This window comes from Sphingobium sp. (genome assembly GCF_033795625.1).
Classification (GTDB): domain Bacteria; phylum Pseudomonadota; class Alphaproteobacteria; order Sphingomonadales; family Sphingomonadaceae; genus Sphingobium.
In genome coordinates, this window is record NZ_JARYGI010000009.1 from 14,160 (window position 1) to 37,210 (window position 23,051).

Sequence of the window (23,051 nt, forward strand, 5' to 3'; positions counted from 1 at the left end):
GGTCTATTCTTCCTCGCCCGCGCCCTTGCCGAGTTCGGCCTTGAGCAGAAATGCGTTTTTGGTTGCGACTTGGCTGCCTGCCGCGAGACCCTTCAGGATCTCGACCCTCCCGTTGCTGCGTTGTCCGATCGTGATGCTCTGAGCCTTGAAGCCCTGCGCGGTCCGCACGAACACGATGTCACGCCCTTCGAGTGTCTGCACCGCGTCCTCAGGCACCACGATCGCATTGCTGGTCGTGCCACCCCCGCTCGGTAGGAGCCGCACCCGCACTGCGAGTCCCGGCTGAAGGCTACCCGAAACGTCGAGGACCGCTGTCGCCGAACGCGTATCGTTGGCGAGCCCGGGTGTGACGGCGCGCACGCGCCCCTCCACCGTCCGCCCGTCGGGCAGCTCGATGATTGCCCGATCGCCGGGAGCTAGCCGCTGTGCGTCAGTCGGGCCGACCGCCGCCTCTATTTGAATCTTTGAGGCATCGGCGACGCGCATCAGCTCGGTCTCGGGCTGGACGAACGCGCCCAGACTGACATTCTCCGAAGTGACGCGACCCGAAATCGGGCTCGACACTGCCACGCCGCGGCCATCCGATGTCACGCGCGCGGCGCCTGCCGCCACGCTGGCGCGGCGCGCTTCGGCCGCGGCAGACGCGGCTTCCGCCTCCGCCTGTTCCAGCTCGACCCGCGCCGAAACCTTTTGGCGGAACAGATATTGCTCGCGGGCGAGCGCCTTTTGCGCCAGCGTCGACTTGGCCGCCGCAGCGGTGCGATCGGCGGCAAATTGCGCCGCGTCCCGGCTTTCGACTATCGCCAGCGTCTCACCGGCGCGCACTGGATCTCCAAGCCGCTTCATTAGCCGCGTGACTGCGCCGGCTGCGCGGGCGGTCACGATCGCTTCGCCTTGTGGCGATGCGCTCACCGTCGCCTGCGCGACGATTTCTGCGCCTAGCCCGCCGGGATTGATCGTCTCGGTGGAAATGCCGGCCTGCTGGATGGCCTGCGCGGTCATCGTCACCGTGTCGGGCGTCTTTTCCTCTTCTGCAGGGGCCGCGGCGTTGCCGCTTGCCGCTTCGGTCGCGGCAGGTTCGCTCGCGGTCCAGCGGGCGATCCCGAAGCCGCCAAGTGCGGCGACGATCGCGACAGCTGCCGCACCGCCAAGAAGGCGCTTATCGTTCATCATCGATCATCTCCGGAAATCATGGGGGCCGGCGTCGTGAGCCGGTCGAGCCGGGCCTGTGCGTCGTGATAGGCGGCGAGCGCATCGACGTAGGTCTGGCGCGTCTGTGACAGCGTGCGCTCGGCATCGAGGAGAGCGATCTGGTCGAACTTGCCCTGCGTCCAACCGATCCGCGCTATGCGGGCAGCCTCCTGTGCCGCCGCCAGTCCGGGTCCGCCGGCCGCTCGCGCGGTCGCAGCGGCGTTCGCCACTTCGGTTTGTGCGCTGGCGATCTGTTGCCGGGTATCGATCACGGCCAGGTTGCGCAGCGCGATCGCCTGCGTCTGTTCAGAGCGTGACTGCGCTACGAACGCGCTGCCGTTGTTAAAGAACGGGATCGGGATCGAAATGCCGACGACCGCGGCGGTGTCGTTGGTCGCCGCCAGTCGCCGTGCGGAGGCGCTTACCGTTAGGTCAGGAACCCGCAACGACCGGGCCACGCGAACCTGCGCATCCGCGGTGCGAACGTCCGCTTCCGCAGCAACCAAGGCGAGTGTCCCATCAACATCGACGGGCCGGGGCGGTCCGTAGCCATCGATCCGCTCGAACCATGCGCGATCGAGCGGCCCGGTCACTGGCGCCCCAAGTAGCGTCTCAAGGTTCGCGCGCGCCGCCTGTGCCTGCCGGGCCGCGCTATCGGCCGCGACCTGCGCATTGATGCGCAGCACATCGGCGCGCTGTTGCTCGATCGGACTGACATCGCCGGCTTTGACGCGCTCACTTGAGACCCGAAACGCATTGTTGGCGATCCCGGCCTGCTCGCTCAGCACCTCGGCACGGCGCTCGGCGGCTGCGGCTTCGATGTAGAGCTGCGTAATCCGCAAGCGGAGATCCGCTCGCGCAATTTCCGACTGGACCTGCGCCCGAGTGAGGCGGGCGGTCGCCAGCGCGACACGCGCCGGCCGCTTGCCGCCCAACTCCAGCGGCAGCGCTACGCCAACCGTCGTCTCGGAGCTTCGCAAACCCTTGTAGACACCGGTCCCCGCAAGATTCTCAACCTGCGCCTGCACTTCGGGGTTGGGGCGCAAGCCTGCAACACGCCGCGCCGCGGTCGCGGCATCGACGCCGGCCGTGGCCGCCGCGACCGACGGAAGTTGAGCCGATCCGCCCCCCCCTGAGGCCGCGCCGTTGTCTAGGACGGCCGATGGGATGGATGGCATGCCGCCCGCAGCGAGAGCGTTCTCGAGCGAGAACGCATCGGTCGATTGTGACGAAGTGGTCGCCGCCGGAATGCCGGGTGGCGTTGTTGTTTGCGCCCCGGCCGCACTGGCAATGGACGCCGCGACCATGACGGCCGCGATTGTACGATACATGGATGATAACTCCTGACGAACCGGATTCGCCCCGCGCGGCAATGCCCAGCGAGGTCAGCGGATTGTCAGGCTTGGGGAGGCCTCAGCGCCGGATCGGCGGTAGATAGCGGCCGCATGGAATGACTCGCGAAGATGGGGGCGAGCCGAAGATCGTGCGTCAGTGCTGTGTTGATAGCCTTGACCGGCGCTGCGACGTGATCGCCATGGCAACCACCGTGATGATGAGGATAGCCCTTATCGCTATCAGAGGGCACTTGGTCGGCGTCGCCAGGCACGTGGCCTAACGCAACTTCGTCCACGCGCGCCTCATGGGATGAAGCGCTAACATCCGGTCGCTCCAGCACATGTGCAGTCGCCGTCGTTCCCAAGGAGAGGGCGATCGTCAAATACGCAAGGATGTTCAGCAGGCGTCGCACAGATCACGCCCTAACAGGAACGCAGGTAACGGGCTAGTCCCGCTCGTCGCATGAAGAAATAAAGCCGTCATCGGAGAGTCTGCAATAAAACAGGACGCGCGTCGTGCCATGCCGAGATCGCCTCGGCCAGCGCCCACTCCCCGGGCGCAGCGAGATGATCGCGATGACACCGCAAACGATATCGGCTCAGTTTACCGGCGTCGCCGTGACTGCGGGCGGACATCTATGCTCCTTTTGGCAACTACAAGCTCGTGGAGGCCAACGTCTGTTGTGCCTCGACTAGACTTGCCGGTTTTTTCGGGCGTAGCTCTGCACGGGCCTGATTGATGATCTGCAGGCCGCCCCAGATGCCCAAGGCCGCCATGATCAAGGCGACAGCGAGATCGGGCCAGGCGGTGCCCGTGCCGACGACACCGGCGGCAGCCAGAAGGACCGCAAGATTGCCGATTGCGTCGTTGCGCGAGCATATCCAGACCGAGCGCATGTTGGCGTCGCCACTGCGGTAGCGATAGAGCATGAGGGCAACGCTGCCGTTCGCGACCAGCGCGATCACCCCGACGATTCCCATCGTCTCGGCGTGCGGCACCCCGCGGCCCAGCGCCGCAAGCACCGTCGTGACGAGGACATAAAGGCCGAAGGCGAGGATCGTGCCGCCCTTGAGCAGCGCGGCACGGGACCGCCAGCCCAGCGCCATGCCGGCGACCCCGAGACTGATCGCGTAATTGGCGGAATCGCCCAGGAAATCGAGTGCGTCCGCCTGCAGCGATCGCGATCCCGAAGCGATACCCGCGACGATCTCGCCCAGAAACATCGCCAGATTAATCGCGAGCGCCATCCAGAGCATGCGGCGCCAGCGCGGATCCGGCGTCGGCGGTGCGTCGGACTGGCAGTTGTTACAGACCATCATCATCTACTCGAACAAGCATCATGGAATCTCTATGCACCCTCTAGCAACTAGAGGGTCAAGGCAAATCGTCGTCGGTGTCGCAGGCTGCATCAGCCGACCGCCACAGCGGCACGGCGCCGGTTGAGGAGGAAGCCACCAAGCACCGCGATGAGCATCAGGAGCTGCGCGCCCATCGACTGCAAGGTCGGGAAGATTCCGAGCATGGAGACGCGGATGCCGCCGCCAAGCGGCGCGATATCGATGATGCCGGCCTCCTGTAGCGCCGACACGCCCTTACCGGCGAGGACGATGGTAAGGATCGCCATCAGCCAGGCGCTGTAGGCGAAAAATTTCGCGATCGGCAGGTCGCGACTGTAGCGCAGCACGGCCCAGGCGATAAGTCCGAGCAGCAGCACGGCCAAGCCCGCGCCAGCCAGCATCGCGCCGCCATTGCCCTGGGTCCAGAGCGCTGCGTAGAAGAGGATCGTCTCGAAGACCTCGCGATACACGACGATGAAGGACAGGCCGAACAGGAACCAGGCCGACTGCCGCGACAGTGCGCGCGACATCTTCTCCCTGATGTAGCGTTGCCATTGGTCCGCCTGCGCCTTGCCGTGCATCCAGATTCCCACGGAGAGTAGGACGACGGCTGCGAACAGCGATCCGAACCCTTCGGTAAGCTCCCGGCTCGCGCCGCTGATCCCGATCGCATAGGTCGCGATTCCCCAGGTCAAGGCTCCGGCCGCCAGCGCCCCGATCCATCCGCCATGGACGTAGCGCAGCACCTCGGGCCGCTCGGCCTTGCGCAGGAAGGCGATCATCGCGACGACGATCAGCAGGGCTTCGAGTCCCTCGCGCAGCAGGATGGTGAAGGCGCCCAGGAAGGTCGATGCAGTGCTCGCCGCGTCCGGGGACAAGGCCGCCTCGGCGTCGTCGAACAGACCGTCGAGCACCTGGATGCGCGTGGCGATCTCGTCGGCGGGGCGACCTTGCTGGAGCGATGCCCGGAACTCGCCCATGGCGCTTTCAATGTGCCCCATGAGCGTAGCATCGCGCGCGGTCAGCATCGGTTCGAGGGGCTCGAAGCCATCGAGATAGGCCGAAAGCGCAAGTTCCTGGGCGGCGTGACGGTCGCCACCGCGATAGGCGGCAAGGCTCTGCGCCAGTTTATCGCGCGCAATGGCCAACGAGCCGGGCGCTTGCTGGATCACCACGTCCGGGTGGCGGCGTAGATAGGCGATCACCGCGTCGGCCTTGGTAGTCCCGATCGACTTTGCCAGCACCTCGGGCGTCAGCCCCGCGAGTGTCGTCAGGTCGGGGATCATCTGCCGCAGGCCGGGATCGGATTTCCACAGCCGCTCGCCTTCGTGCGCGAGAGCGTCCGGAAAAGCAAAGCGACCGGCATAGAAGGCCAGCGCCCAGCGATCGTCGCTCGGTAAGGTCGCAAAGCTTTGCATCGCGGTGCCATCGATGCCCTGATCGATGACTTGATAGAGCGCGAAGGGGCTGCGCTGCCGCGCGCGCACGATCTCGCTAAAGGCGATCGGCGGCGTCGTCAGCTTTGCAGCGTCGGGGCCATGTCCATTCCCGGTCATGCCGTGGCAGCTCGCGCAGTTCTGCGCGAACAACGAGGCGCCGCGAGCGAGGTCAGGCGCCTTGCTCGGCGCGAGAGGCACCGGATAGGCCTTGAGCAAATCGGCGGCGAGGCCATGGGCGATGCGTGCGACCTCCTTGGGTTCGCCCTTGGCGGCAATCACACCCCGGAGCTGGGTTGCTCCCGTAATCAGCTGTCCGCGCGCCGGCGTGGGTGGCAGGGCCATAAGGCGGTCGGATACCGAAGCCGCGAATTCGGTCATCTCGGCATATTCCGAGGCGCTCTTCACCCGTCCGCCGCTGACGGCACCGCCATAGTCGACCGCCATATAGTCGAGCAGCCGCCAAGCCGTCTGCACGTCAGCAGTTTCGGCGTGGGCGATGGTGCTGACACCAACCAGACAGAGAAATACTGCCAGGACGGCCATAGCGCGGCGGATCAACGGCGCCGCGCTATGGCAGGCGGCAGAAATGGTGCTGCGCGATTCGGGATGATCGGGGAGTGACATCCGTATCAAATACACCCTCTAGCAGCTAGAGGGTCAAGCGTTTTGCGACTTAGTTGCAACAATGCCCTGTGCGGTATCGCGTCTCATTCCGGCCCCTCGCTCCGGCGCGATGTTCAGATCGTTCGGATCGGAAAGTGCAACTCGCAAATCGCGATCTCGACCGGGAGGTTTCGTCATCCTATATCCGCTCTATAGTAACTAGAGGGTTGTGTGATGCAGATCGGGGAATTGGGGCGGGCGACGGCCACGAAGGTTGAAACGATCCGCTATTATGAACAAACTGGCCTGCTGCCCCCGCCGGCGCGAACAAAAGCGAATTATCGCCACTATGGCGAGAACCATCTTGCGCGATTGTCGTTCATTCGCCGCGCGCGCGATCTTGGCTTTCCGATCGAGCGCGTCCGCGCGTTGTTGGACCTTTCGGACGACCGCGGTCGCGATTGCGCCACGATCGACCGGATCGCAACAGAGCATCTGCGTGAGGTTGACCGAAAGATCGCCGATCTCAGCGCGTTGCGGCGCGAATTGAGCACGCTCATCGCTTCATGCGAAGGCGGAACCGTAGCCGAATGCCGCATTCTGGAAGCGCTGGCTCCTGTCGTGGGAGACACTCATGCGGACGTTTGATGAGGATCTGCGCCGGCCCCTCCGGCTCATGGCGCATAAAATCAAGCAGAGTGACGTCTAATGCCTACAGCTTTCGCCTATATTGCCGCTGCCTTCGCGGAGATCGCTGGATGCTTCTCCTTCTGGGCATGGTTGCGGCTTGGCAAAACGCCGCTGTGGACGGTGCCGGGCATAGCCGCTCTAGCGCTGTTCGCCTGGCTGCTGACTCTGGTCGATAGCAATGCGGCCGGTCGTGCTTATGCTGCCTATGGCGGGGTTTATATCGCCACATCCTTGTTCTGGCTCTGGGCCTTCGAAGGAATCCGCCCAGATCGCTGGGATGTCATCGGCGCTGCGGTCTGCCTCTTAGGTACCGGCATCATCATGCTGGGGCCGCGCAGCCTTCCAGCCTGAAGCCATCGCTAAATGCGCGTGCCCATGCCGGTGGTGAAGTCGGCATAATGGGCGCGCTGAGCGTGCCGGCGATGATGGGAGACACGGCTTCCGACCCTGCGTGCCGAGGTGCCGGAAAGCGAGGGGAAACAGTTCCTGTCTGGCACCCTGTCGTGCGCAAATTCAGTCCATTCCGACCCCGCTACAAAGCTGGGTGGCTTCTCAATGCGAACCGTCGCGTCGAAAACGCGAACGCCGCAGCCCCGGCCAGCACATCTGCTCCGAGCATAATATCGGACAGCCAAAGGCGGCCGAGGCCGCCCCCAAGTCTGCGATTATCGCGAAGGCAGGACGCGCGCATAACCGCCCTGCGTCACCGCGACATCGCGGACCAGACGAACCGATGTCGAGCACCGCATCGATTGCTCGGCCGGACACCGTGGCCGGCACGATTAGAGTGTCGCCGGTTAGTCTGCCTTTCAGCCTAGCTATCCACCAAATTTATTGGAGACGCCCCCTCACGCCGCCACAACCTTTATCGGTGGCTCCTGGATACCTTTCCTTTTCGCCAATAACCGGAACATTAGCGCCGAGATCGCCGGTAGGACGAGCAACGTCAGCGCCGTCGACGTGATGAGCCCCCCGATCACTACAGTCGCAAGCGGTCGTTGCACCTCCGCTCCGGTTCCGGTGGCAAGCGCCATTGGGATGAAGCCCAGGCTCGCAACGAGCGCGGTCATCAACACAGGCCGTACTCGTTCCATCGCGCCACCAATGATCGCCCCGTCGATCCCCTCGCCATCGTCAAGCCGCTTGCGGATCGCGCTCATCATGACAAGGCCGTTGAGAACCGCCACGCCGGAAAGCGCGATAAACCCGACCGACGCCGTAATGGAGAAAGGTATCCCGCGCAGGGCCAGAGCGAACACACCTCCGGCCAGCGCCATGGGAACGGCCGTAAACACGACCAGCGCCGGCCAAGCGCCGCCCAGTGCCATGTAGAGCAGCGCGAAGATCAGGACGAAGCAAAGCGGCACGACGATCGCCAACCGCTCGGAAGCGGACTGAAGGCTCTCAAACTGGCCGCCCCATTCGGTGAAGGTTCCGGCGGGCAGCTTCACATCGGCGATCTTCGTCTGGGCTTCCGCGACGAATCCGCCAAGATCGCGGCCGCGCACATTGGCCTGGATGACGACCATCCGCTTACCGTTCTCGCGGCTGATCTGGTTGAGCCCCTCGGTGTAAGTGAAGCGCGCCACTTCGCTGAGCGGGATGGAACGCGCGTTCCCGGCACCGTTGGATGGTAGCATGACCGGGATCGATCCCAAGGTGTCGATATCGTCGCGCTGTGCGTCGGGCAGTCGCACCACCACAGCGAAGCGTCGATCGCCTTCGAACAACAAGCCCGCTTCGCGTCCACCCAGGGCGGCCGCGACCGTACTGGCGACCTCCTCGACCGACAGGCCGTAACGGCCCGCCGCCTGGCGGTCGACCTTGATGTCGAAGGTCGGCGCGCCGGATGTCTGCTCCGCCTGCACGTCCGCCGCGCCGGGAATGGTCCGCAGCGCGGTCGCGATTCGGCCTCCCGCCTCGCTCATCGCGTCCAGGTCGTCGCCATAGAGCTTGACCGCCACATCAGAGCGAACGCCCGCGATCAGCTCGTTGAACCGCATCTGGATCGGCTGCTGGATCTCGGTACGGTTGCCGATCAGCGGCTTCATCCGTTCCTCGATCCGCCGAAGGATATCCTCCTTGGATTTGACCTCGGCTGGCCACTCCTTTTCAGGCTTTGGGATGACATAGGTATCGGACGCATTAGGCGGCATCGGATCGGTACCCAGATCGGCATTGCCGTTCTTGGAAAAGACCAATGCCACCTCGGGCAATGTCTTGAGTGCATTTTCGATGTCGAGCTGCATCGCGGTCGACTGGTCGATCGAGGCGGATGGAATACGAAAGTTGGTGACCGTGATGTCCTTCTCGTCGAGCTGCGGCATGAACTCCTGTCCAAGCGTACCGAACAGCAGCACCGCTGCCGCAAACACGCCTGCGCCGCCGAGAATGAACGGCATTGGCCGCGCCACGGCGCGGGTGAGCGCCGGTTGATATTTCTCCTTGAACCAGCGGATCGATCTGACCTCGGTCTCGCTGACCTTGTCGGTCACCAGCAACGCGACCATCGCCGGCACGAACGTGATCGACAGGATGAACGCGCTGGCCAGAGCCAGCATCAGCGTGATCGCCATCGGTGCGAACGTCTTGCCCTCCACGCCCTGGAAGGTGAGCAAAGGTATGAACACGAGGAAGATGATGGCCTGGCCATAGACGGTTGGCCGGACCATCTCCTGCGCGGCGTGAGTGGTTTCGGTGAGGCGTTCGAGTCGGGTTAGGAGTCTTCCTTCCTTGTGCTGCCGCTCGGCGAGGCGCCGGAGCGCGTTTTCGACGATGATGACTGCGCCATCGACAATCAGGCCGAAATCGAGTGCGCCGAGACTCATCAGATTGCCCGAGACACCGAGCTCATTCATGCCCGCCGCAGTCATCAACATGGTGATCGGAATCACCGCCGCCGTGATGAGCGCGGCGCGGATGTTGCCGAGCAGCAGGAACAGCACGACGATGACCAGCAGTGCGCCTTCGACCAGATTCTTCTCGACCGTGGCGATGGTCGCATTGACCAGCTTGGAGCGGTTATAGGCTTGGCTTGCAACAACGTCCGGCGGCAACGTCTTGTTGATTTCGACCAGCTTGTCGGCGACGCGATTGGCAACGATGCGGCTGTTCTCGCCAGTGAGCATCAGGATAGTCGAGATGACTGCTTCTGACCCGCCGACGCTGCCAGATCCGGTCCGCACCGCGCCCCCGATGACGACCTGGCCGACGTCCTTCACGCGCACCGGGACGCCGGCACGCGTGGCGATCACCGCCTCTTCTATGTCGGCGACCGAGCGCAGCCGCGCGTCGGCGCGAACGAGAAAGGATTCGCCGGCACGGCGGACATAGTTGGAGCCCGCCGACAGGTTCGATCGTTCGAGCGCGTCGGCGAGGTCAGTGACCGAGACGCCATAGGATGCAAGCGCGGTCAGATTGGGCTCGACGACATATTGCTTCACATAGCCGCCGTTGGAATCGACACCGGCAACACCCTGCACGGTGCGCATCTGCGGCCTGATGATCCAATCCTGGACCGTTCGCAGATAAGCGGCCTTGGCAACCACCGTGGTCAGTTTCTCGCCTTCGGGCGTCAGATAGGAACCATCGGACTGCCAGCCGGGCTGACCGTCGACCACCTTAACGCCCTTGCCGTCGGGATGGTCGAACGCGACGCTGAACATGAAAATCTCGCCCAGACCCGTCGTGAGCGGCGCGAGTTGGGGTTGAACGCCGGCAGGCAGACTGTCCTTGGCCTGAGCGACCCGTTCGGTAACCTGCTGCCGAGCAAAATAGATGTCGGTGCTGTCCCTGAAGACCGCGGTGACCTGGCTGAACCCGTTACGCGTGAGTGAGCGGGTCGTCTGCAGACCGGGAATACCGGCAAGCGCTGTCTCGACGGGAAAGGTGACCTGCTTCTCCATGTCGACCGGTCCGAGGGTCGGCACGAAGCTGTTGATCTGGACCTGGCGGTTGGTGACGTCCGGGACCGCGTCGATCGGCAGCAGGGTGATCTGCCAGGCACCGAACAGGACGACGAGGAAGGTGATGAACACAACGGCCCATCGCGCTCTGACCGAGAGCCCTAAAATCCGCGCGATCATTCCGCCGACTCCTTGCCAAGCTCGGCCTTGAGCAGGAAGGCATTGGTGGTGGCGATCACCGTGTTTGCAGGGAGGCCCGAGGCAATCTCGACCATGCCGCCGCTGCGCGTTCCAACCCGCACGGTCTGCGCCTTAAACCCCTGGCGGGTTCGCACGAACACCACCGAGCGATCCCCTAGCGTCTGGACCGCATCCTGCGGCACATTCACGCCGGAGGCCGCATCGCCGCCGCTGGCGAAGATACGCGCCTGGACGAGTTGGCCGGGCGCGATCAGGCCGCCGCCTCCGCTTGGCGTCACGACCACCGTCGCTTGCCGCGTCTGCGGATCGACCACGCCGGTCGCCGAGCGGACCTGGCCTTCCACTTTCTGGCCGTTGTTGGTCGTCAGCTCGACCCTGTCACCCGCCTTCACACGCAATGCGTCCGCTGCCGGCATGCTCGCCTCGATCTGAAGGCGGCGCGGATCGGCGACACGGAACAGCTCGGTCTCGGCCTGCACGAAAGCGCCGAGATTGACGGGTGCGGATGTTATACGGCCGGAGATCGAACTGACCACCGCAACCGACCTGCCGTCGCGCGAGACCATTGCCGCGCTGGCGGCAGCGCTGGCTTGCCGGGCTTCGGCCTGAGCGACCGCCAGATTGGCTTCGGCGGTCTCATAGTCTGCCCGGGGCGACACCCCTTGATTGAGCAGTATTCGCTCGCGCGCCAGTTGTCGGCTTGCAAGCGTAACCCTTGCGGCAGCCGTACTGCGATCGGCGGCGATCGCCGACGCATCGCGGCTCTCGACAAGGGCAATCGTTTCGCCGGCGCTGACCGGATCACCGATCCGCTTGAAGATCCGGGTAACGGTGCCCGCTGCCCGGGCAGTGAGCACCGCTTCGGCATCTGGCGTTGCCTCAACGGTGGCACTGGCGAGGATGATGCCGGCGACGCCACCGGCTGCTGCGGGTGCGACTCCGATCCTCGAGGTCTTGATACCGTCCTGGGTGATCACGACGGTGTCGGTTTGAGCAGCATCGGCCGCCGCCTCCGTCTCGGCTGTCGGTGCGGATGGGCCAGTCATTCTGGCGACACCGAAACCGGCAAGGGCGGCGAGGAGGAGACCCATCGCGGCCCCGGCATAAAGCTTATTGCGTTCGGGGTTCATTGGATCTCACCTCCGGAAAGGGTGCGGCCCTGGAGGCGGGCGAGCTGCGCGCGCGCCTCGAAACTGGCCACTTTGGCGTCGAGGACGATCCCGCGTGCCGCGCCAAGGCCTTGGCGGGCGTTCAACAATTCGACGAGCGGGGATTTGCCAGCCTCATAGGCGATGCGAGCGAGACGATAGGTTTCTTCCGCGGTGCGTTGCGATGCCTCCGCTGCGGCAACCCGCGACTGTGCGGCCGCAATCTGCGCCCCGGCCGCGCGGGCTTCGGCAATCGCATCGTTACGCGCCATGGCCAATCTTGCAGCGGCGGCCTGTGCCTCTGCTTCCGAGGCGGCGATATTGCCGCGGTTGCGATCGAAGATGTTCAGCGGGATCGAGACGCCCGCCGTGAGAGCGGTCGCATTCTCATAATCGAGACGCCGCACGCCGACGATTGCCGTCACATCGGGGATTGCCCGCTTCTGTTCGGCGGTCAGGCGGCGCTCGGCAGCCTCCCGCTCTGCCTGCGCGGCAAGAAAGGACGAACTCGTCATCGGATCGACGGGGCCATAAGCCGGTGCCGCGACCGGCACGGTCAGGAGCGATTCCGACAAGCCGGTGAAGGTCTCGTCGACGCCGGCGAGTGCGGAGAGACGGGCATAGGCCGCAATGCGATCCGCTTTCGTCCCCTCAAGATCGGCGGTCACGGCGTTCAGCGCGGCCTCTGCTTGCAGGGCGCGCAGCCGCGCTTCCTTGCCGGCATCGACCAGCACGCGAGCGGCGCGCAGGATATTCTGCGCTTGCTCGACCTCGCCTTCGACGAGCATTATCCGCTGGTCTGCGACGTCCGCCGCTGCATAAGCGCGTGCAAGATCATAAGCGTAGCGGATCTTCGCATCATGATCGCGGGCGCGGGACGCAGCGACGCCGGCCTCTCCGGCTGCGATCCTCGCCGAACGCTTGCCGCCGATTTCGAGCGGCTGGCTATATTGCAGCGTCGTCTCGGCGCGATCGACCCCGCGATAGGGAGACGATCCCGCAACATTCTCGGTGAGCACGCCAATCGTCGGATTGGGTCGGGCGCGCGCCTGGCGTGCTAGACCCTCGTACCGGCGAACCTCGGCTTCGCTTTCGATGCGCCGGGGCGCATCGGCGGTCTGGCGTAGCAGTGTAGCAAACGGCGGCGCCACTTGCGCCTGTGCGGGTGCGCACAGCGCCGCGACGCAGGTCGCGCCCATCATGCCGGACACCACGCGACGCGGCAGCCGGCTTATAAAGGCTCTCATATTCTTATCCCCAAAAAAGGCTGCAATGACGGCACGCGCTACGCGCGTGAATTCAGCCTCGCGGGGGACGCAGAATTGACGAAGGTGCGATAGACCGCGCCGCTTCGGCAGGTTCGCGCGCCCAGATCGCCGCGACAGGTTTCAACAGCGCAACAACAACAGTCTGTGCAGGCATGTCGATTGTCTGGAGCACCGCATGAGCCGCCAGATGCATCAGGTCGGGTGTGTCCGGCTGCTCGGCCGGGGCGTGATCATGATGATCCCGATCGACGCTGATGCCATGCGCGGCATCATGGACGTGCGGCATAGCGTCATGCCAGGTGGCAAGCGCCAGCATCCCGAACAGCGCCAGAATCGCCGAGAGCGCAAAAAGGCGCAAGCGGGCACAGGCCCGCACCGAAGAGCGCAATCTGACCGACGATGCCGTCATGTCGATACGGGTATCGCGAACACGGCCGGTCCACAAGCGCGCCGCAAGACAGGGATCATGACAGTCGAGATGAAAGTCATCGGCGTGGCCAGCGCTGATGGAGATCGTCGATAACGAACGCATGCTCCCGCGCCTTGCCGTGATCACCGCGCAGATGGGGATGATCGGGCGCGAGATCCGCATGGTCATGGTTCACCGTATCGGGATCTGCGCTGGGCCAGAGCCACAAGGCGGCCAGGGTTCCGGCGGCCGCAATCGCCGCCATTGCCGCAAACGCCGCCGTCTGCCCGATACTGGCGCCCAACAGCCCCACCAGGGGATAGCAGATCAGCCAGGCGCAGTGGCTGAGCGCGAATTGCGCGGCGAACAAGGCCGGGCGGTCGTCGGCATTGGCCGACCGTCGAAGCAATCGGCCCGATGGCGTCACGCTCATCGAATAGGCGATACCGAGTATGAACCAGCCGATCAGGACCATGCGCCAATAACCGGGCGCTGCCCCAAAGCTTGCCGTGAGCATCGCCAGAAGGGCGAGACCGATCGTCATTGCTGCCGCAGCCCCAATCATGATCGTACGATCGGCGACCCGATCGAGGATACGTGGCAGGGTCAGCGCGGCAAGGATCGAGCCTGCGCCAAAAGCCGCAAGGGTGAAGGCAACATCGCGCTGCGTGAGGCCGAGATTACCACGCACGATTACCACCGTGTTGACGATGACCATCGAACTGGCCGCAGCTGAAGCGAGGGTCAGCGCCAGCAGCCCCCGCAGGCGCGGCGTCTTCAGATAGATGCGCGTACCCCGCGTGGTCTTGGCGTAAATCCCGCCACTTCTCGGTTCTGATTTCACCGCGCGCGGCAGGACCGTCGTCACGACGAGCAGTGCCGAGCACAGAAACCCGATCGCCGTTCCCGAGAATAGCCAGTGGAAGTTGATGACGGTCAGCAGCGCGGCAGCGAGGATCGGGCTGGTCAGGCTCTCCATGTCATAGGCGAGCCGCGACAGCGACAGCGCGCGGGTATAGTCGCGCTCCTCTGGCAGGATATCGGGGATGGTTGCCTGGAAGGTCGGCGTGAACGCCGCGGAGGCCGATTGCAGCACGAAGATCAGGACATAGATCTGCCAGACCTGGCTCACGAATGGCAGGCAGATCGCCACGGCCATCCGCACGAGATCCATGCTGACAAGAAACGCGCGACGTGGCAGGCGGTCGGCGAAGGCGCCAACGACCGGCGCGACACCGATATAGGCAACCATCTTGATCGCGAGCGCCGTGCCGAGCACCGCGCCCGCGCTGCCGCCGGCGATGTCATAGGCTAGCAGACCGAGCGCGACCGTTGCGAGCCCCGTGCCGATAAGCGCGATGACCTGAGCCATGAAAAGATGGCGATAGGTGCGGTTTGCCAGGACGGAGATCACGTCGCGTTTGTTCCGATTGATTTGCGACCCTATCCCCCATGGGGGATATCGGACGCGCTTGAGTTATCCTCCCCTGGAGGATATGTAAAGCCATGTAGCGCGTTGCAGGAGGTCTTGCGGATGACGGAACACAGGCACGAAAGTCATCCCGCGATCGTCAAGCGATTAAATCGCGCTGGTGGCCACTTGCGCAGCACTGTCGATATGATCGTGGCTGGTCGACCTTGCGTCGAGATCGTCCAGCAACTTCATGCAGTCGAAAAGGCAGTCGCCAGCGCGAAGAGAGCGCTTATTAACGACCATATCGATCATTGCCTCGTCCATGCCGACGGCACGGAGGCCGTTGGCTCGGCGGTAGAGGAGTTCAGGATAATATCGAAATATCTATGAGCGGCTACGTCTGACGTTGATCGGCTACTCGACCAGACGCAGTCTGCTAGCGTGTGCTAATAGAGCGGCACTTCCCCACCAAAATGCTTGTCCGACGAACGATCCTTTGACCTGCGTCCGCCAAACTTATCAGCGTTCAGGTATGGATGTCACGCCGCCCGCACACCGCCGAGTCTTGCCCGAATTCGGCGCCTTCAGCGCGTTACCCATGCGCAACCGTCAACCACTTTGATTCGGAAGCCCGCCGTGTACAGTCAGATCTGAAGGGCCTTTCAGATGGTTGTGGTTAGGTCATGATCCCACATAGGAAAAAGACCCGAGCGCTTAATAGCCTATGGCCGCTCTAGTGGCAGCGTCATGAAAGGCTGATTCGCGCCAACGTCTCACCGCAAACTTCAACAAATTCCCAAAGTTCGAGAGCAAAGAAACAACGTCGGTGCCCAAGGCGAAAAGGGCTCCAACGATCAAATTATGGGCGAGCCAAAATGGAGCCCCCACGAGGAACAGACCCTTCATACGCGTCGTCGATGTCTGCAAGCGGGCTAGACTACCCAGCGAACTGCCGGTCAACGCCAGCGCGGATGGTATTCCGTGCCATGTTATGACCGATAGGAAGGACAACACAATGAGGCTGGCCCCATAGAGTCGCACGACGACATAGCGGTCACGCACTGACGCTGAGACGAGGAGTTGCGCGCAAGAAATGAGGCATGCCACCGCCGCAGTGGGCGATCCCAACATTAGAAAATATGTCGCAAACGCAGCAGCGCCCGCGCTCTGAATTTTTACGACCGTCTTGTAGTCGCTGAAGAACGGCCAGATAATGACACACAGAAGCGCCACGCAACCGAAGGCGGTGGCAATCACGACTGCCACCGCTCGGTTCTTCCAATCTTGATCTGCGTTTCGCGCCCAGCTCGTTCTTTTTTCATCACTGAAGCGTGAAGGAACGAGGTTAATTAGCCTTTAATGGGCCTTATAAAATCCCCTGCTTAAGGCTTCTTTTGGATCGCTGTTACCTCACCGGCGCTGCCCACAAGCGTGACATCAAAATCGACCTTGTCGCCCACCTTCGCCGCGTCGGATATCGCAGGCGCGGCCTTGAACGCCATGGTCATTGCCGGCCAGTTGGCTTCCGGGATCGGGCCATGGTCGAGCGTGATCGTGCCAGCGGTCTTGTCGATCGCGGTGACCGTGCCATGACCCTTGGCCATGATCGGCGCAGTGGCAGCTGGTGCCATCGCCATATTGCCCATGTCACCGCTCATGGCGGCGGCGGGCGCCGCCTGGTTGGTCTCGGCCGCAACCGGCGTTTCCGCTTTCTTACCGCACGCAGCGGTCAAGGCGGCGAGGCCGAGGGCAATAGTCAGTCGTGCATGCTTCATGGTCTTCTCCTTCATGAAATAAGAGGTTGAGGTGTGGGCTTGCTCTTCGGCCGCCGGAGCAGAAGATAGGCCGCAGGAAGTACGAACATGGACAGGAGCGGCGCGGTGAGCATGCCGCCGATCATCGGCGCGGCGATCCGGCTCATCACTTCCGAGCCCGCGCCAGATCCCAATAGGATCGGCAGCAGGCCGGCGAGGATAACCGCGACCGTCATCGCCTTAGGCCGGACGCGGAGCAGCGCACCTTCGCGCACCGCAGCCTCGACCTGAGTAGCATCGGGACCGGCGCCGCGTTCTTCCAGTGCGTTCTTGAGGTAGATCAGCATCACCACGCCGAACTCGGCCGAAACGCCGGCGAGCGCGATAAACCCGACGCCGGTCGCGACCGATTGGTTGAAACCTAGCAAATAGAGAATCCAGATGCCCCCTGTGAGCGCGAACGGCAGCGTGCCCATGATCAGCGCGGCTTCATCGAACCGGCCGAAGATCATGTAGAGCAGCACAAAGATGATCAGCAGCGTTGCAGGCACAACCAGCTTCAGCTTGTCGACCGCACGCTCGAGATATTCGAACTGGCCGGAATAGGCGATGCTGACGCCCGGCGAGAGCTTGACCTGCTTCGCCACCGCGCGCTGGAGATCGCCGACGACGGAGGCGAGATCGCGCCCGCGAACATCGACATAGACCCAGGTGGAGGGGCGCGCATTTTCGGTCTTGAGCATCGGCGGCCCTTCAGCGATCGATATGTTCGCGACCGTGCCGAGCGTGATCTGCTGCCCCGATGGCGTCAGGACCGGGAGCGTGCGGAGGCCTTCCAGGCTGTCGCGCACCTCGCGCGGGTAGCGCACGCTGATCGGGTAGCGGGCTAGGCCTTCGACCGTTTCGCCAATCGTCTCGCCCCCGATCGCACCCGAAACGATCGCCTGCACATCGGTGATGTTGAGCCCGAACCTGGCGGCGGCAGCGCGATCGATGTCGACATCGACATAGCGCCCACCGGTCAGCCGCTCGGCCAGCGCCGAACTGACGCCGGGCACGGTCTTCGCCACCGTCTCGACATCATGGGCGATCCGGTCGAGCTGGACGAGATCGGACCCCGACACCTTGACCCCGATCGGGCTCTTGATGCCGGTCGCCAGCATATCGATGCGGTTGCGGATTGGCGGAACCCAGACATTGGCGAGGCCGGGGAGTTTCACCGTACGATCCAGTTCTTCAACAAGCTTGTCGGGTGTCATCCCCGCCCGCCATTGGTCGCGGGGTTTGAACTGAATGGTCGTCTCGAACATCTCCAGCGGCGCCGGATCGGTGGCGGTCTCGGCGCGTCCGGCTTTGCCGAATACGCTCTCGACTTCGGGCACGGTCTTGATCAACCGGTCGGTCTGCTGGAGCAGTTGCGACGCTTTCGCCGCCGACAACCCGGGCAGTGCTGACGGCATGTAAAGCAGGTCGCCTTCGTCCATATTGGGCATGAACTCACCGCCGAGGTGGGTGAGCGGCCAGGCCGTGGTCGCGAACACCAGAGCCGCGATAAGCAGTACCGTCTTGGGCCGCCGCATCGTCCAGTCGATTGCGGGCCGGTAGATGTTGGTGAGCCAGCGGTTGACCGGGTTGGATTGCTCGGGCGGGATCTTCCCGCGGATCAGCAGACCCATCAGGATCGGCACCAAGGTCACCGATAGGATCGCCGCCGACGCCATCGCGTAGGTCTTGGTGAAAGCGAGCGGCGCGAACAGCCGCCCTTCCTGTCCTTCGAGTGTAAACACGGGAATGAAGGAGAGCGTGATGATCAGCAGGCTGAAGAACAGGGCGGGGCCAACCTCTGCGGCGGCTTCGGTGATGACAATCCAGCGCATCTCGCCCTCGAGATGCTTGCCCGGATGATCCTGTTCCCAGTGCTCGATCTTCTTGTGGGCATTCTCGATCATGACGACGGCCGCATCGACCATCGCGCCGATCGCGATGGCGATGCCGCCCAAGGACATGATGTTGGCATTCACCCCCTGGAAGCGCATCACGACGAACGCCGCCAGCACCCCCAGCGGAAGAGTGAGGATCGCGACCAGCGCTGAACGGACGTGCCAGAGGAACAGGCCGCAGACGATGGCGACGACGATGAACTCTTCGACCAGCTTGTGGGTGAGATTCTCGACTGCGCGATCAATGAGCTGCGAACGATCGTAGACCGTCACCACCTCGACGCCGGGTGGCAGGCTCTTTTTCAGTTCGGTGAGCTTGTCCTTGACTCCGGCGATCGTTTCGCGCGCGTTCTTGCCCGAACGCAGGATCACCACGCCACCGGCGACCTCGCCTTCGCCGTTCAGCTCGGCGATGCCGCGTCGCATCTCCGGGCCGATCTGGATGGTGGCGACATCGCCCAACCGCACGGGCACGCCACCGGCGCCGGTCCTGAGCGGAATCGCCCGGAAATCGTCGAGCGTCTTCAGATAGCCCGAGGCGCGAACCATATATTCGGCTTCGGCCATCTCCAGCACCGAGCCGCCCGCTTCCTGATTGGCTTGGCTGATCGCCTGGACCGCTTGCTGATGGGTGATCCCATAAGCGGCCAGCTTCACCGGATCGAGCAGCACCTGATACTGCTTGACCATGCCGCCCATGCTGGCCACCTCAGCGACGCCGGTCACGGTCTTCAGCTCGTAGCGCAGGAACCAGTCCTGAATCCCACGGAGCTGCGACAGGTCGTGGCGGCCGGTGCGGTCGACCAGCGCATATTCATAGACCCAGCCAACCCCGGTGGCGTCCGGTCCGAGCGCGCTGCGGGCGCTTGCCGGCAGCCGTCCCTGCACCTGATTGAGATATTCGAGCACCCGGCTGCGCGCCCAATAAAGGTCGGTGCCGTCTTCGAAGATCACATAGACGAAGCTATCGCCGAAGAAGGAATAGCCGCGCACCGTCTTCGCGCCGGGAACCGACAGCATGGTGGTGGTCAGCGGATAGGTGACCTGGTTCTCGACGATCTGCGGCGCCTGTCCCGGATAGCTGGTGCGGATGATGACTTGGGTATCGGAGAGATCGGGCAGCGCATCGATCGGGGTCGAACGCACCGCCCACAGCCCCGCCCCGACCAGCGCAAGCATGCCGATCAGGACGAAGAACCGGTTACGGACCGACCAGCGGATGAGATGGGCGATCACTGGCCCGCGACCTTCGCCATGCGCCGCACAGTGGCTCCGGCGGAAGGTTGATCGAATCCAAAACGGACCCGATCGCCGGTCTTGAGGCCGCGCGCGATCTTAGGATCGGGTAGCTGGAAGGTCATCGTCATCGCCGGCCAACCGATCGCAGGCACCGGCTCATGGCTGAGCGTCACCGAATTGGCGGTGATCTGCTCGATCTTTCCAACGGTCTCGTAGAGTCTGCCAGTAGCAGCGGGTTTGGCGGCTATAGGCGCGCCACCCCCGATCGGCCGCGCCTGGACTCCGGACAGGCTCGCCTCGGAGTCTATCAGGAACTGGCCCGACGCGACGATCTTCTCACCCTCGCCCAGGCCCGCCAGGATCTCAGTCTGGCCCCCGGATTCCCGCCCGGTCTGGACCTCGGCCGGCCGATAGCGGCCCTTGTCGAGCGCGAGCATCACCAATGTCCGCTTGCCGGTACGGATCAGCGCTTCGGAGGGCACCAGCAGCGCCGGTTGCGTGGCTCCGCCAAACGACACGGTTGCGAACATGCCGGGACGCAGGCGTCCGCTGCGGTTGGGCAACTCGATCCGCACGGTCAGCGTCCGGCTGTCGGCTTGCGTCTGCGGCAGGATCGCTGAAACGCGGCCCGACAAGATCTCGCCGGGAAATGCCGCGAGCGTCGCCCGCACGGTTTGCCCGGGTTTGAGCGGTCCGGCGATCGCCTCGGGCACGGCGGCATTGAGCCAGACAGTGCCGAGACCATTCACCTCTGCGAGCGTCTGTCCTGCCGTCAGTGTCATGCCGGCTCGCACGTCCAATGTTTTGACAACGCCGCCGATCGGCGTGGAGATCGTGATGACATTGTGCGGACGGCCGCCGCGCTCGACCGACGCGATGGTGCCAGACGGCATGCCAAGCAGCATGAGTCGCTGGCGGGCCGCCTGGGTCAGTGCTGCGTTGCCGGTGCGGCGCACCGCGAGAAACTCGGCCTGCGCCCCGCCCCACTCCGGCACCAGGATATCGGCGAGCGGCGCCCCCGCGCCGACCACGTCACCCGGCGCGCGACCATAGACTCGCTGCACGAAGCCCCCGGCACGTGCCTGGACGATCGCGACATCGCGCTGGTTGAAGTCGATTGTACCGGTCGCGGTGAGGCTGCTAGCCAGCTCGCCGCGTTGCACCGTGGCGATCCGCAGACCGAGCGCCTGCGAGGCGGAAGCGTCGACCGAAATGCCCGGCACCTGCGCGCTTGCTCCGCCCTCGTCCGCATAACGAGGGATCGTCTGCATACCCATGGATGAGAGACCCGGACCCTCATGGTGCTCGGCCGGTATCATCGGATCGTACCAATAAAGAATCTTGCGCGCTGCCGGCTTTACGGCCCCACCATCTTTTGTGCCCTGGAAGCCCGCTAGAGCGAACCCGAGACCGCCGGCAGCAAGCGCAAGAGCAGCAGCTGCGCCAAAGAGCCACCCGCGGGCTATCATAACCTGGCTCATCGATTTGCGCTCCGGTAGGTGAGTGTCAGCCGCGCACCGTCCGCGGTGACCAGGGCTTCACGATCAAGAGTCGTGATGGTGGCATCGGCCAGCGCGGCATAGGCGTCGGCGATATCGACGAGACTGGCACGACCAGCCGCATAACTGGCGGTTTCCAATTTCACGCGCTGCTCAGCGAGCGGTTGCAGTGTGCTCTGCGCACGCATCCATTGCTCATGGTGCATGACATGGTCGGCGATATCCGCATCAAGGTCGGCGGCGAGCGCGCGCCGCGAGGCCTCGCGTTCAGCCATCACTCGTCCGGCATTTGCCTGGGCTGCCGCGATCCCGGCATTCTGGCGACTGCGCGTGAAGAACGGCAGGCTGACCGTCACACCGGCCGAGACATAGTCGCCGAACCGGGGATCGCGGCGCTGGTAGGCCAGGTTGACACCAAAATCGGAACGCCGGCCGGCATCGGCTACGCGCACATCGGCATCCGCCTGCCCGGCCTGGGCATCGATCATCTGGATGGTGGGGTGGCGGTCGAGTCCTGCGCGCAGACCCGCTGCGTCGACCGCAAAATCGGGGATCGGTCCGGCGATCTCCGGCGCGGGGTCTCCGGTCCACCGGGTTAGCGTCGCGCGTGCCCGCGCCACGTTCGAGACCAGTTCACTGCGGCGATCCTGCATCGCGGCGACGGCTTGGCGCCCTGCAAGGGTCTGCGCCGGGCGCGCGCCTCCCGATGCGACCGCACCTGGCGTCGTTCCCACCACACGCTCGAGACCGGACAGAATATCGTCGAGCACGGCGAGCCTGCGCTCGGCATAGGCCAAGTTGATCCAGGCTAGCGCGGTGCCAACCTCGACCGTGCGCGCCTGGACTGCGGTATCAGCCTCGGCCGCCTTTATGTCGCTGTCGGCGCGCGCCTGTTGCGCATGGCGCTTGGCGAGATTGGGAATGTCCTGGGACACGCCGACCCGCGCCATGCTGAAATTGTCGCGCTGCGGCTCGAACGCGAGCGGTCCCGATACCGGGAAACTGTCGATCCCAACTGCAAGCGTCGGATCAGGCAGGGCGCCGGCCGCGCCGCGCACGGAACGGGCGGCGTTGGCACCGAGCGCCTTCGCCTTGAGCGACGGCGCTTCCTGCCGGGCGCGCTGGAGGGCCGCGTCGAAGGTGAGCGGCTCGGCGAAGGCAATGCCGGGGATTGCCGCTAACAGCGGCATACACAAAAATAATCGCATGGAGATCTCCTGATCGGAGGTTCAGGCAAGCGTGGCACACCAGGCATGTCAGTGGCGGCAGGAAGGGGTATCCCGCCGCCACTGCTGGCCTAGCCGTCTATGCGACCTGAAGCGGCCAGAACCTGCTGCTAGCCAGCCGAGGCGCCGGACGGAGACATCATGCCATGCATCTCCTTCATACAATCCGCGGAGCTCATCTTCATCATGTCGCAGTCGCAGTTGGCCATCTTCGCGGTATCAGGCACCCAGACGCGCCGCTGAGCCGGTCCCGTGGCGCGCGGGCCATATTGGGGAACCGACTTCCACTCATAATGACCGGATTGTTGGCTGTGGTCGGGCTGGCCGGCGAATGCGGCGGCAGGCGCGGCAAGGGCTACGCCCAGCAGGGCGTAGAAAACACGGTTTTTCATGACTGTAATCCTTTGGCAAATCATCGTGGTAGCCGCAGATCGGACAGGATGTTTGAGTGCG

18 protein-coding genes are annotated in these 23,051 nt (G+C 64.0%); 3 read left to right on the forward strand and 15 right to left on the reverse strand.

What is annotated here, in order from left to right; translation table 11 throughout:
- Positions 1-3: 3 nt before the first annotated feature.
- From QHC67_RS06430 to QHC67_RS06445, 4 genes are all read right to left on the reverse strand, one after another.
- Positions 4-1,170, reverse strand: a complete 1,167-nt coding sequence (locus QHC67_RS06430; RefSeq protein ID WP_066609067.1) for an efflux RND transporter periplasmic adaptor subunit — start codon at positions 1,168-1,170, stop codon at positions 4-6.
- Positions 1,170-2,522 carry a TolC family protein gene (locus tag QHC67_RS06435; RefSeq protein ID WP_066608876.1) on the reverse strand — a complete coding sequence of 451 codons (1,353 nt, stop codon included), beginning with the start codon at positions 2,520-2,522 and terminating at the stop codon, positions 1,170-1,172. Before QHC67_RS06435 ends, QHC67_RS06430 begins: the two co-directional genes overlap by 1 nt.
- Before the next feature lie 657 nt (positions 2,523-3,179).
- A complete protein-coding gene (locus QHC67_RS06440) occupies positions 3,180-3,845 on the reverse strand; it encodes a cation diffusion facilitator family transporter (RefSeq protein ID WP_066609066.1) in 666 nt (221 codons plus the stop codon).
- An 89-nt stretch (positions 3,846-3,934) separates the two neighbouring features.
- Positions 3,935-5,845, reverse strand: coding sequence for a cytochrome c/FTR1 family iron permease (locus QHC67_RS06445; RefSeq protein ID WP_066609065.1), 1,911 nt, complete (start codon positions 5,843-5,845; stop codon positions 3,935-3,937).
- A 294-nt stretch (positions 5,846-6,139) separates the two neighbouring features.
- Here QHC67_RS06445 and QHC67_RS06450 point away from each other — a divergent pair, with 294 nt between their 5' ends.
- Together QHC67_RS06450 and QHC67_RS06455 are read left to right on the forward strand one after the other, a co-directional pair.
- On the forward strand, positions 6,140-6,553 hold the full coding sequence (locus QHC67_RS06450) for a MerR family transcriptional regulator (protein ID WP_066608873.1): 414 nt from the start codon (positions 6,140-6,142) through the stop codon (positions 6,551-6,553).
- A 60-nt stretch (positions 6,554-6,613) separates the two neighbouring features.
- A complete protein-coding gene (locus tag QHC67_RS06455) occupies positions 6,614-6,946 on the forward strand; it encodes a YnfA family protein (RefSeq protein WP_066608871.1) in 333 nt (110 codons plus the stop codon).
- Between the two features lie 497 nt (positions 6,947-7,443).
- Here QHC67_RS06455 and QHC67_RS06460 read toward each other — a convergent pair whose 3' ends face one another.
- Genes QHC67_RS06460 through QHC67_RS06480 form a run of 5 tightly spaced genes read right to left on the reverse strand, consistent with a single transcriptional unit; the run spans position 7,444 to position 14,940 of the window.
- Complete coding sequence (locus QHC67_RS06460) at positions 7,444-10,680, reverse strand: efflux RND transporter permease subunit (RefSeq protein WP_275488663.1); 3,237 nt, start codon at positions 10,678-10,680, stop codon at positions 7,444-7,446.
- Positions 10,677-11,831: an efflux RND transporter periplasmic adaptor subunit gene (locus QHC67_RS06465; protein WP_088185136.1), complete on the reverse strand. Its 1,155-nt coding sequence runs from the start codon at positions 11,829-11,831 to the stop codon at positions 10,677-10,679. The genes QHC67_RS06460 and QHC67_RS06465 overlap by 4 nt, the downstream gene beginning before the upstream one ends.
- Positions 11,828-13,096, reverse strand: coding sequence for a TolC family protein (locus tag QHC67_RS06470; RefSeq protein ID WP_066608858.1), 1,269 nt, complete (start codon positions 13,094-13,096; stop codon positions 11,828-11,830). Before QHC67_RS06470 ends, QHC67_RS06465 begins: the two co-directional genes overlap by 4 nt.
- Before the next feature lie 52 nt (positions 13,097-13,148).
- Positions 13,149-13,649 (reverse strand): hypothetical protein, encoded by a 501-nt coding sequence (locus QHC67_RS06475; RefSeq protein ID WP_140419370.1) that lies wholly within the window; start codon positions 13,647-13,649, stop codon positions 13,149-13,151.
- Positions 13,603-14,940, reverse strand: a complete 1,338-nt coding sequence (locus QHC67_RS06480; protein ID WP_066608855.1) for an MFS transporter — start codon at positions 14,938-14,940, stop codon at positions 13,603-13,605. Before QHC67_RS06480 ends, QHC67_RS06475 begins: the two co-directional genes overlap by 47 nt.
- 120 nt (positions 14,941-15,060) lie before the next feature.
- On the opposite strand from QHC67_RS06480, the gene QHC67_RS06485 reads away from it, so the two are divergent.
- A complete protein-coding gene (locus tag QHC67_RS06485; RefSeq protein ID WP_082679252.1) occupies positions 15,061-15,330 on the forward strand; it encodes a metal-sensing transcriptional repressor in 270 nt (89 codons plus the stop codon).
- A gap of 324 nt (positions 15,331-15,654) precedes the next feature.
- Here the strand turns inward: QHC67_RS06485 and QHC67_RS06490 are convergent, their stop codons facing one another.
- From QHC67_RS06490 to QHC67_RS06515, 6 genes are all read right to left on the reverse strand, one after another.
- Entirely contained in the window at positions 15,655-16,206 is a 552-nt protein-coding gene (locus QHC67_RS06490; protein WP_232016452.1) for a YgjV family protein, read from the reverse strand.
- Positions 16,207-16,322: 116 nt separating this feature from the next.
- Positions 16,323-16,715, reverse strand: a complete 393-nt coding sequence (locus QHC67_RS06495; RefSeq protein WP_182914071.1) for a copper-binding protein — start codon at positions 16,713-16,715, stop codon at positions 16,323-16,325.
- An 11-nt stretch (positions 16,716-16,726) separates the two neighbouring features.
- Entirely contained in the window at positions 16,727-19,870 is a 3,144-nt protein-coding gene (locus QHC67_RS06500; protein ID WP_275488662.1) for an efflux RND transporter permease subunit, read from the reverse strand.
- Positions 19,867-21,354 carry an efflux RND transporter periplasmic adaptor subunit gene (locus QHC67_RS06505; RefSeq protein WP_066608847.1) on the reverse strand — a complete coding sequence of 496 codons (1,488 nt, stop codon included), beginning with the start codon at positions 21,352-21,354 and terminating at the stop codon, positions 19,867-19,869. Before QHC67_RS06505 ends, QHC67_RS06500 begins: the two co-directional genes overlap by 4 nt.
- Positions 21,351-22,580, reverse strand: a complete 1,230-nt coding sequence (locus QHC67_RS06510; protein ID WP_230189187.1) for a TolC family protein — start codon at positions 22,578-22,580, stop codon at positions 21,351-21,353. The genes QHC67_RS06505 and QHC67_RS06510 overlap by 4 nt, the downstream gene beginning before the upstream one ends.
- Positions 22,581-22,708: 128 nt before the next feature.
- The gene (locus QHC67_RS06515; RefSeq protein ID WP_024018517.1) at positions 22,709-22,990 is read right to left on the reverse strand and encodes a hypothetical protein; all 282 of its coding nucleotides are present in this window, start codon (positions 22,988-22,990) and stop codon (positions 22,709-22,711) included.
- Between the last annotated feature and the right edge of the window lie 61 nt (positions 22,991-23,051).

Coding starts and splice junctions, on each gene's coding strand:
- QHC67_RS06430 (WP_066609067.1), bottom strand. CDS start 1,170: ATGAACGATAAGCGCCTTCTTGGCGGTGCGGCAGCTGTCGCGATCGTC.
- QHC67_RS06435 (WP_066608876.1), bottom strand. CDS start 2,522: ATGTATCGTACAATCGCGGCCGTCATGGTCGCGGCGTCCATTGCCAGT.
- QHC67_RS06440 (WP_066609066.1), bottom strand. CDS start 3,845: ATGATGGTCTGTAACAACTGCCAGTCCGACGCACCGCCGACGCCGGAT.
- QHC67_RS06445 (WP_066609065.1), bottom strand. CDS start 5,845: ATGGCCGTCCTGGCAGTATTTCTCTGTCTGGTTGGTGTCAGCACCATC.
- QHC67_RS06450 (WP_066608873.1), top strand. CDS start 6,140: ATGCAGATCGGGGAATTGGGGCGGGCGACGGCCACGAAGGTTGAAACG.
- QHC67_RS06455 (WP_066608871.1), top strand. CDS start 6,614: ATGCCTACAGCTTTCGCCTATATTGCCGCTGCCTTCGCGGAGATCGCT.
- QHC67_RS06460 (WP_275488663.1), bottom strand. CDS start 10,680: ATGATCGCGCGGATTTTAGGGCTCTCGGTCAGAGCGCGATGGGCCGTT.
- QHC67_RS06465 (WP_088185136.1), bottom strand. CDS start 11,831: ATGAACCCCGAACGCAATAAGCTTTATGCCGGGGCCGCGATGGGTCTC.
- QHC67_RS06470 (WP_066608858.1), bottom strand. CDS start 13,096: ATGAGAGCCTTTATAAGCCGGCTGCCGCGTCGCGTGGTGTCCGGCATG.
- QHC67_RS06475 (WP_140419370.1), bottom strand. CDS start 13,649: ATGCGTTCGTTATCGACGATCTCCATCAGCGCTGGCCACGCCGATGAC.
- QHC67_RS06485 (WP_082679252.1), top strand. CDS start 15,061: ATGACGGAACACAGGCACGAAAGTCATCCCGCGATCGTCAAGCGATTA.
- QHC67_RS06495 (WP_182914071.1), bottom strand. CDS start 16,715: ATGAAGCATGCACGACTGACTATTGCCCTCGGCCTCGCCGCCTTGACC.
- QHC67_RS06505 (WP_066608847.1), bottom strand. CDS start 21,354: ATGAGCCAGGTTATGATAGCCCGCGGGTGGCTCTTTGGCGCAGCTGCT.
- QHC67_RS06510 (WP_230189187.1), bottom strand. CDS start 22,580: ATGCGATTATTTTTGTGTATGCCGCTGTTAGCGGCAATCCCCGGCATT.
- QHC67_RS06515 (WP_024018517.1), bottom strand. CDS start 22,990: ATGAAAAACCGTGTTTTCTACGCCCTGCTGGGCGTAGCCCTTGCCGCG.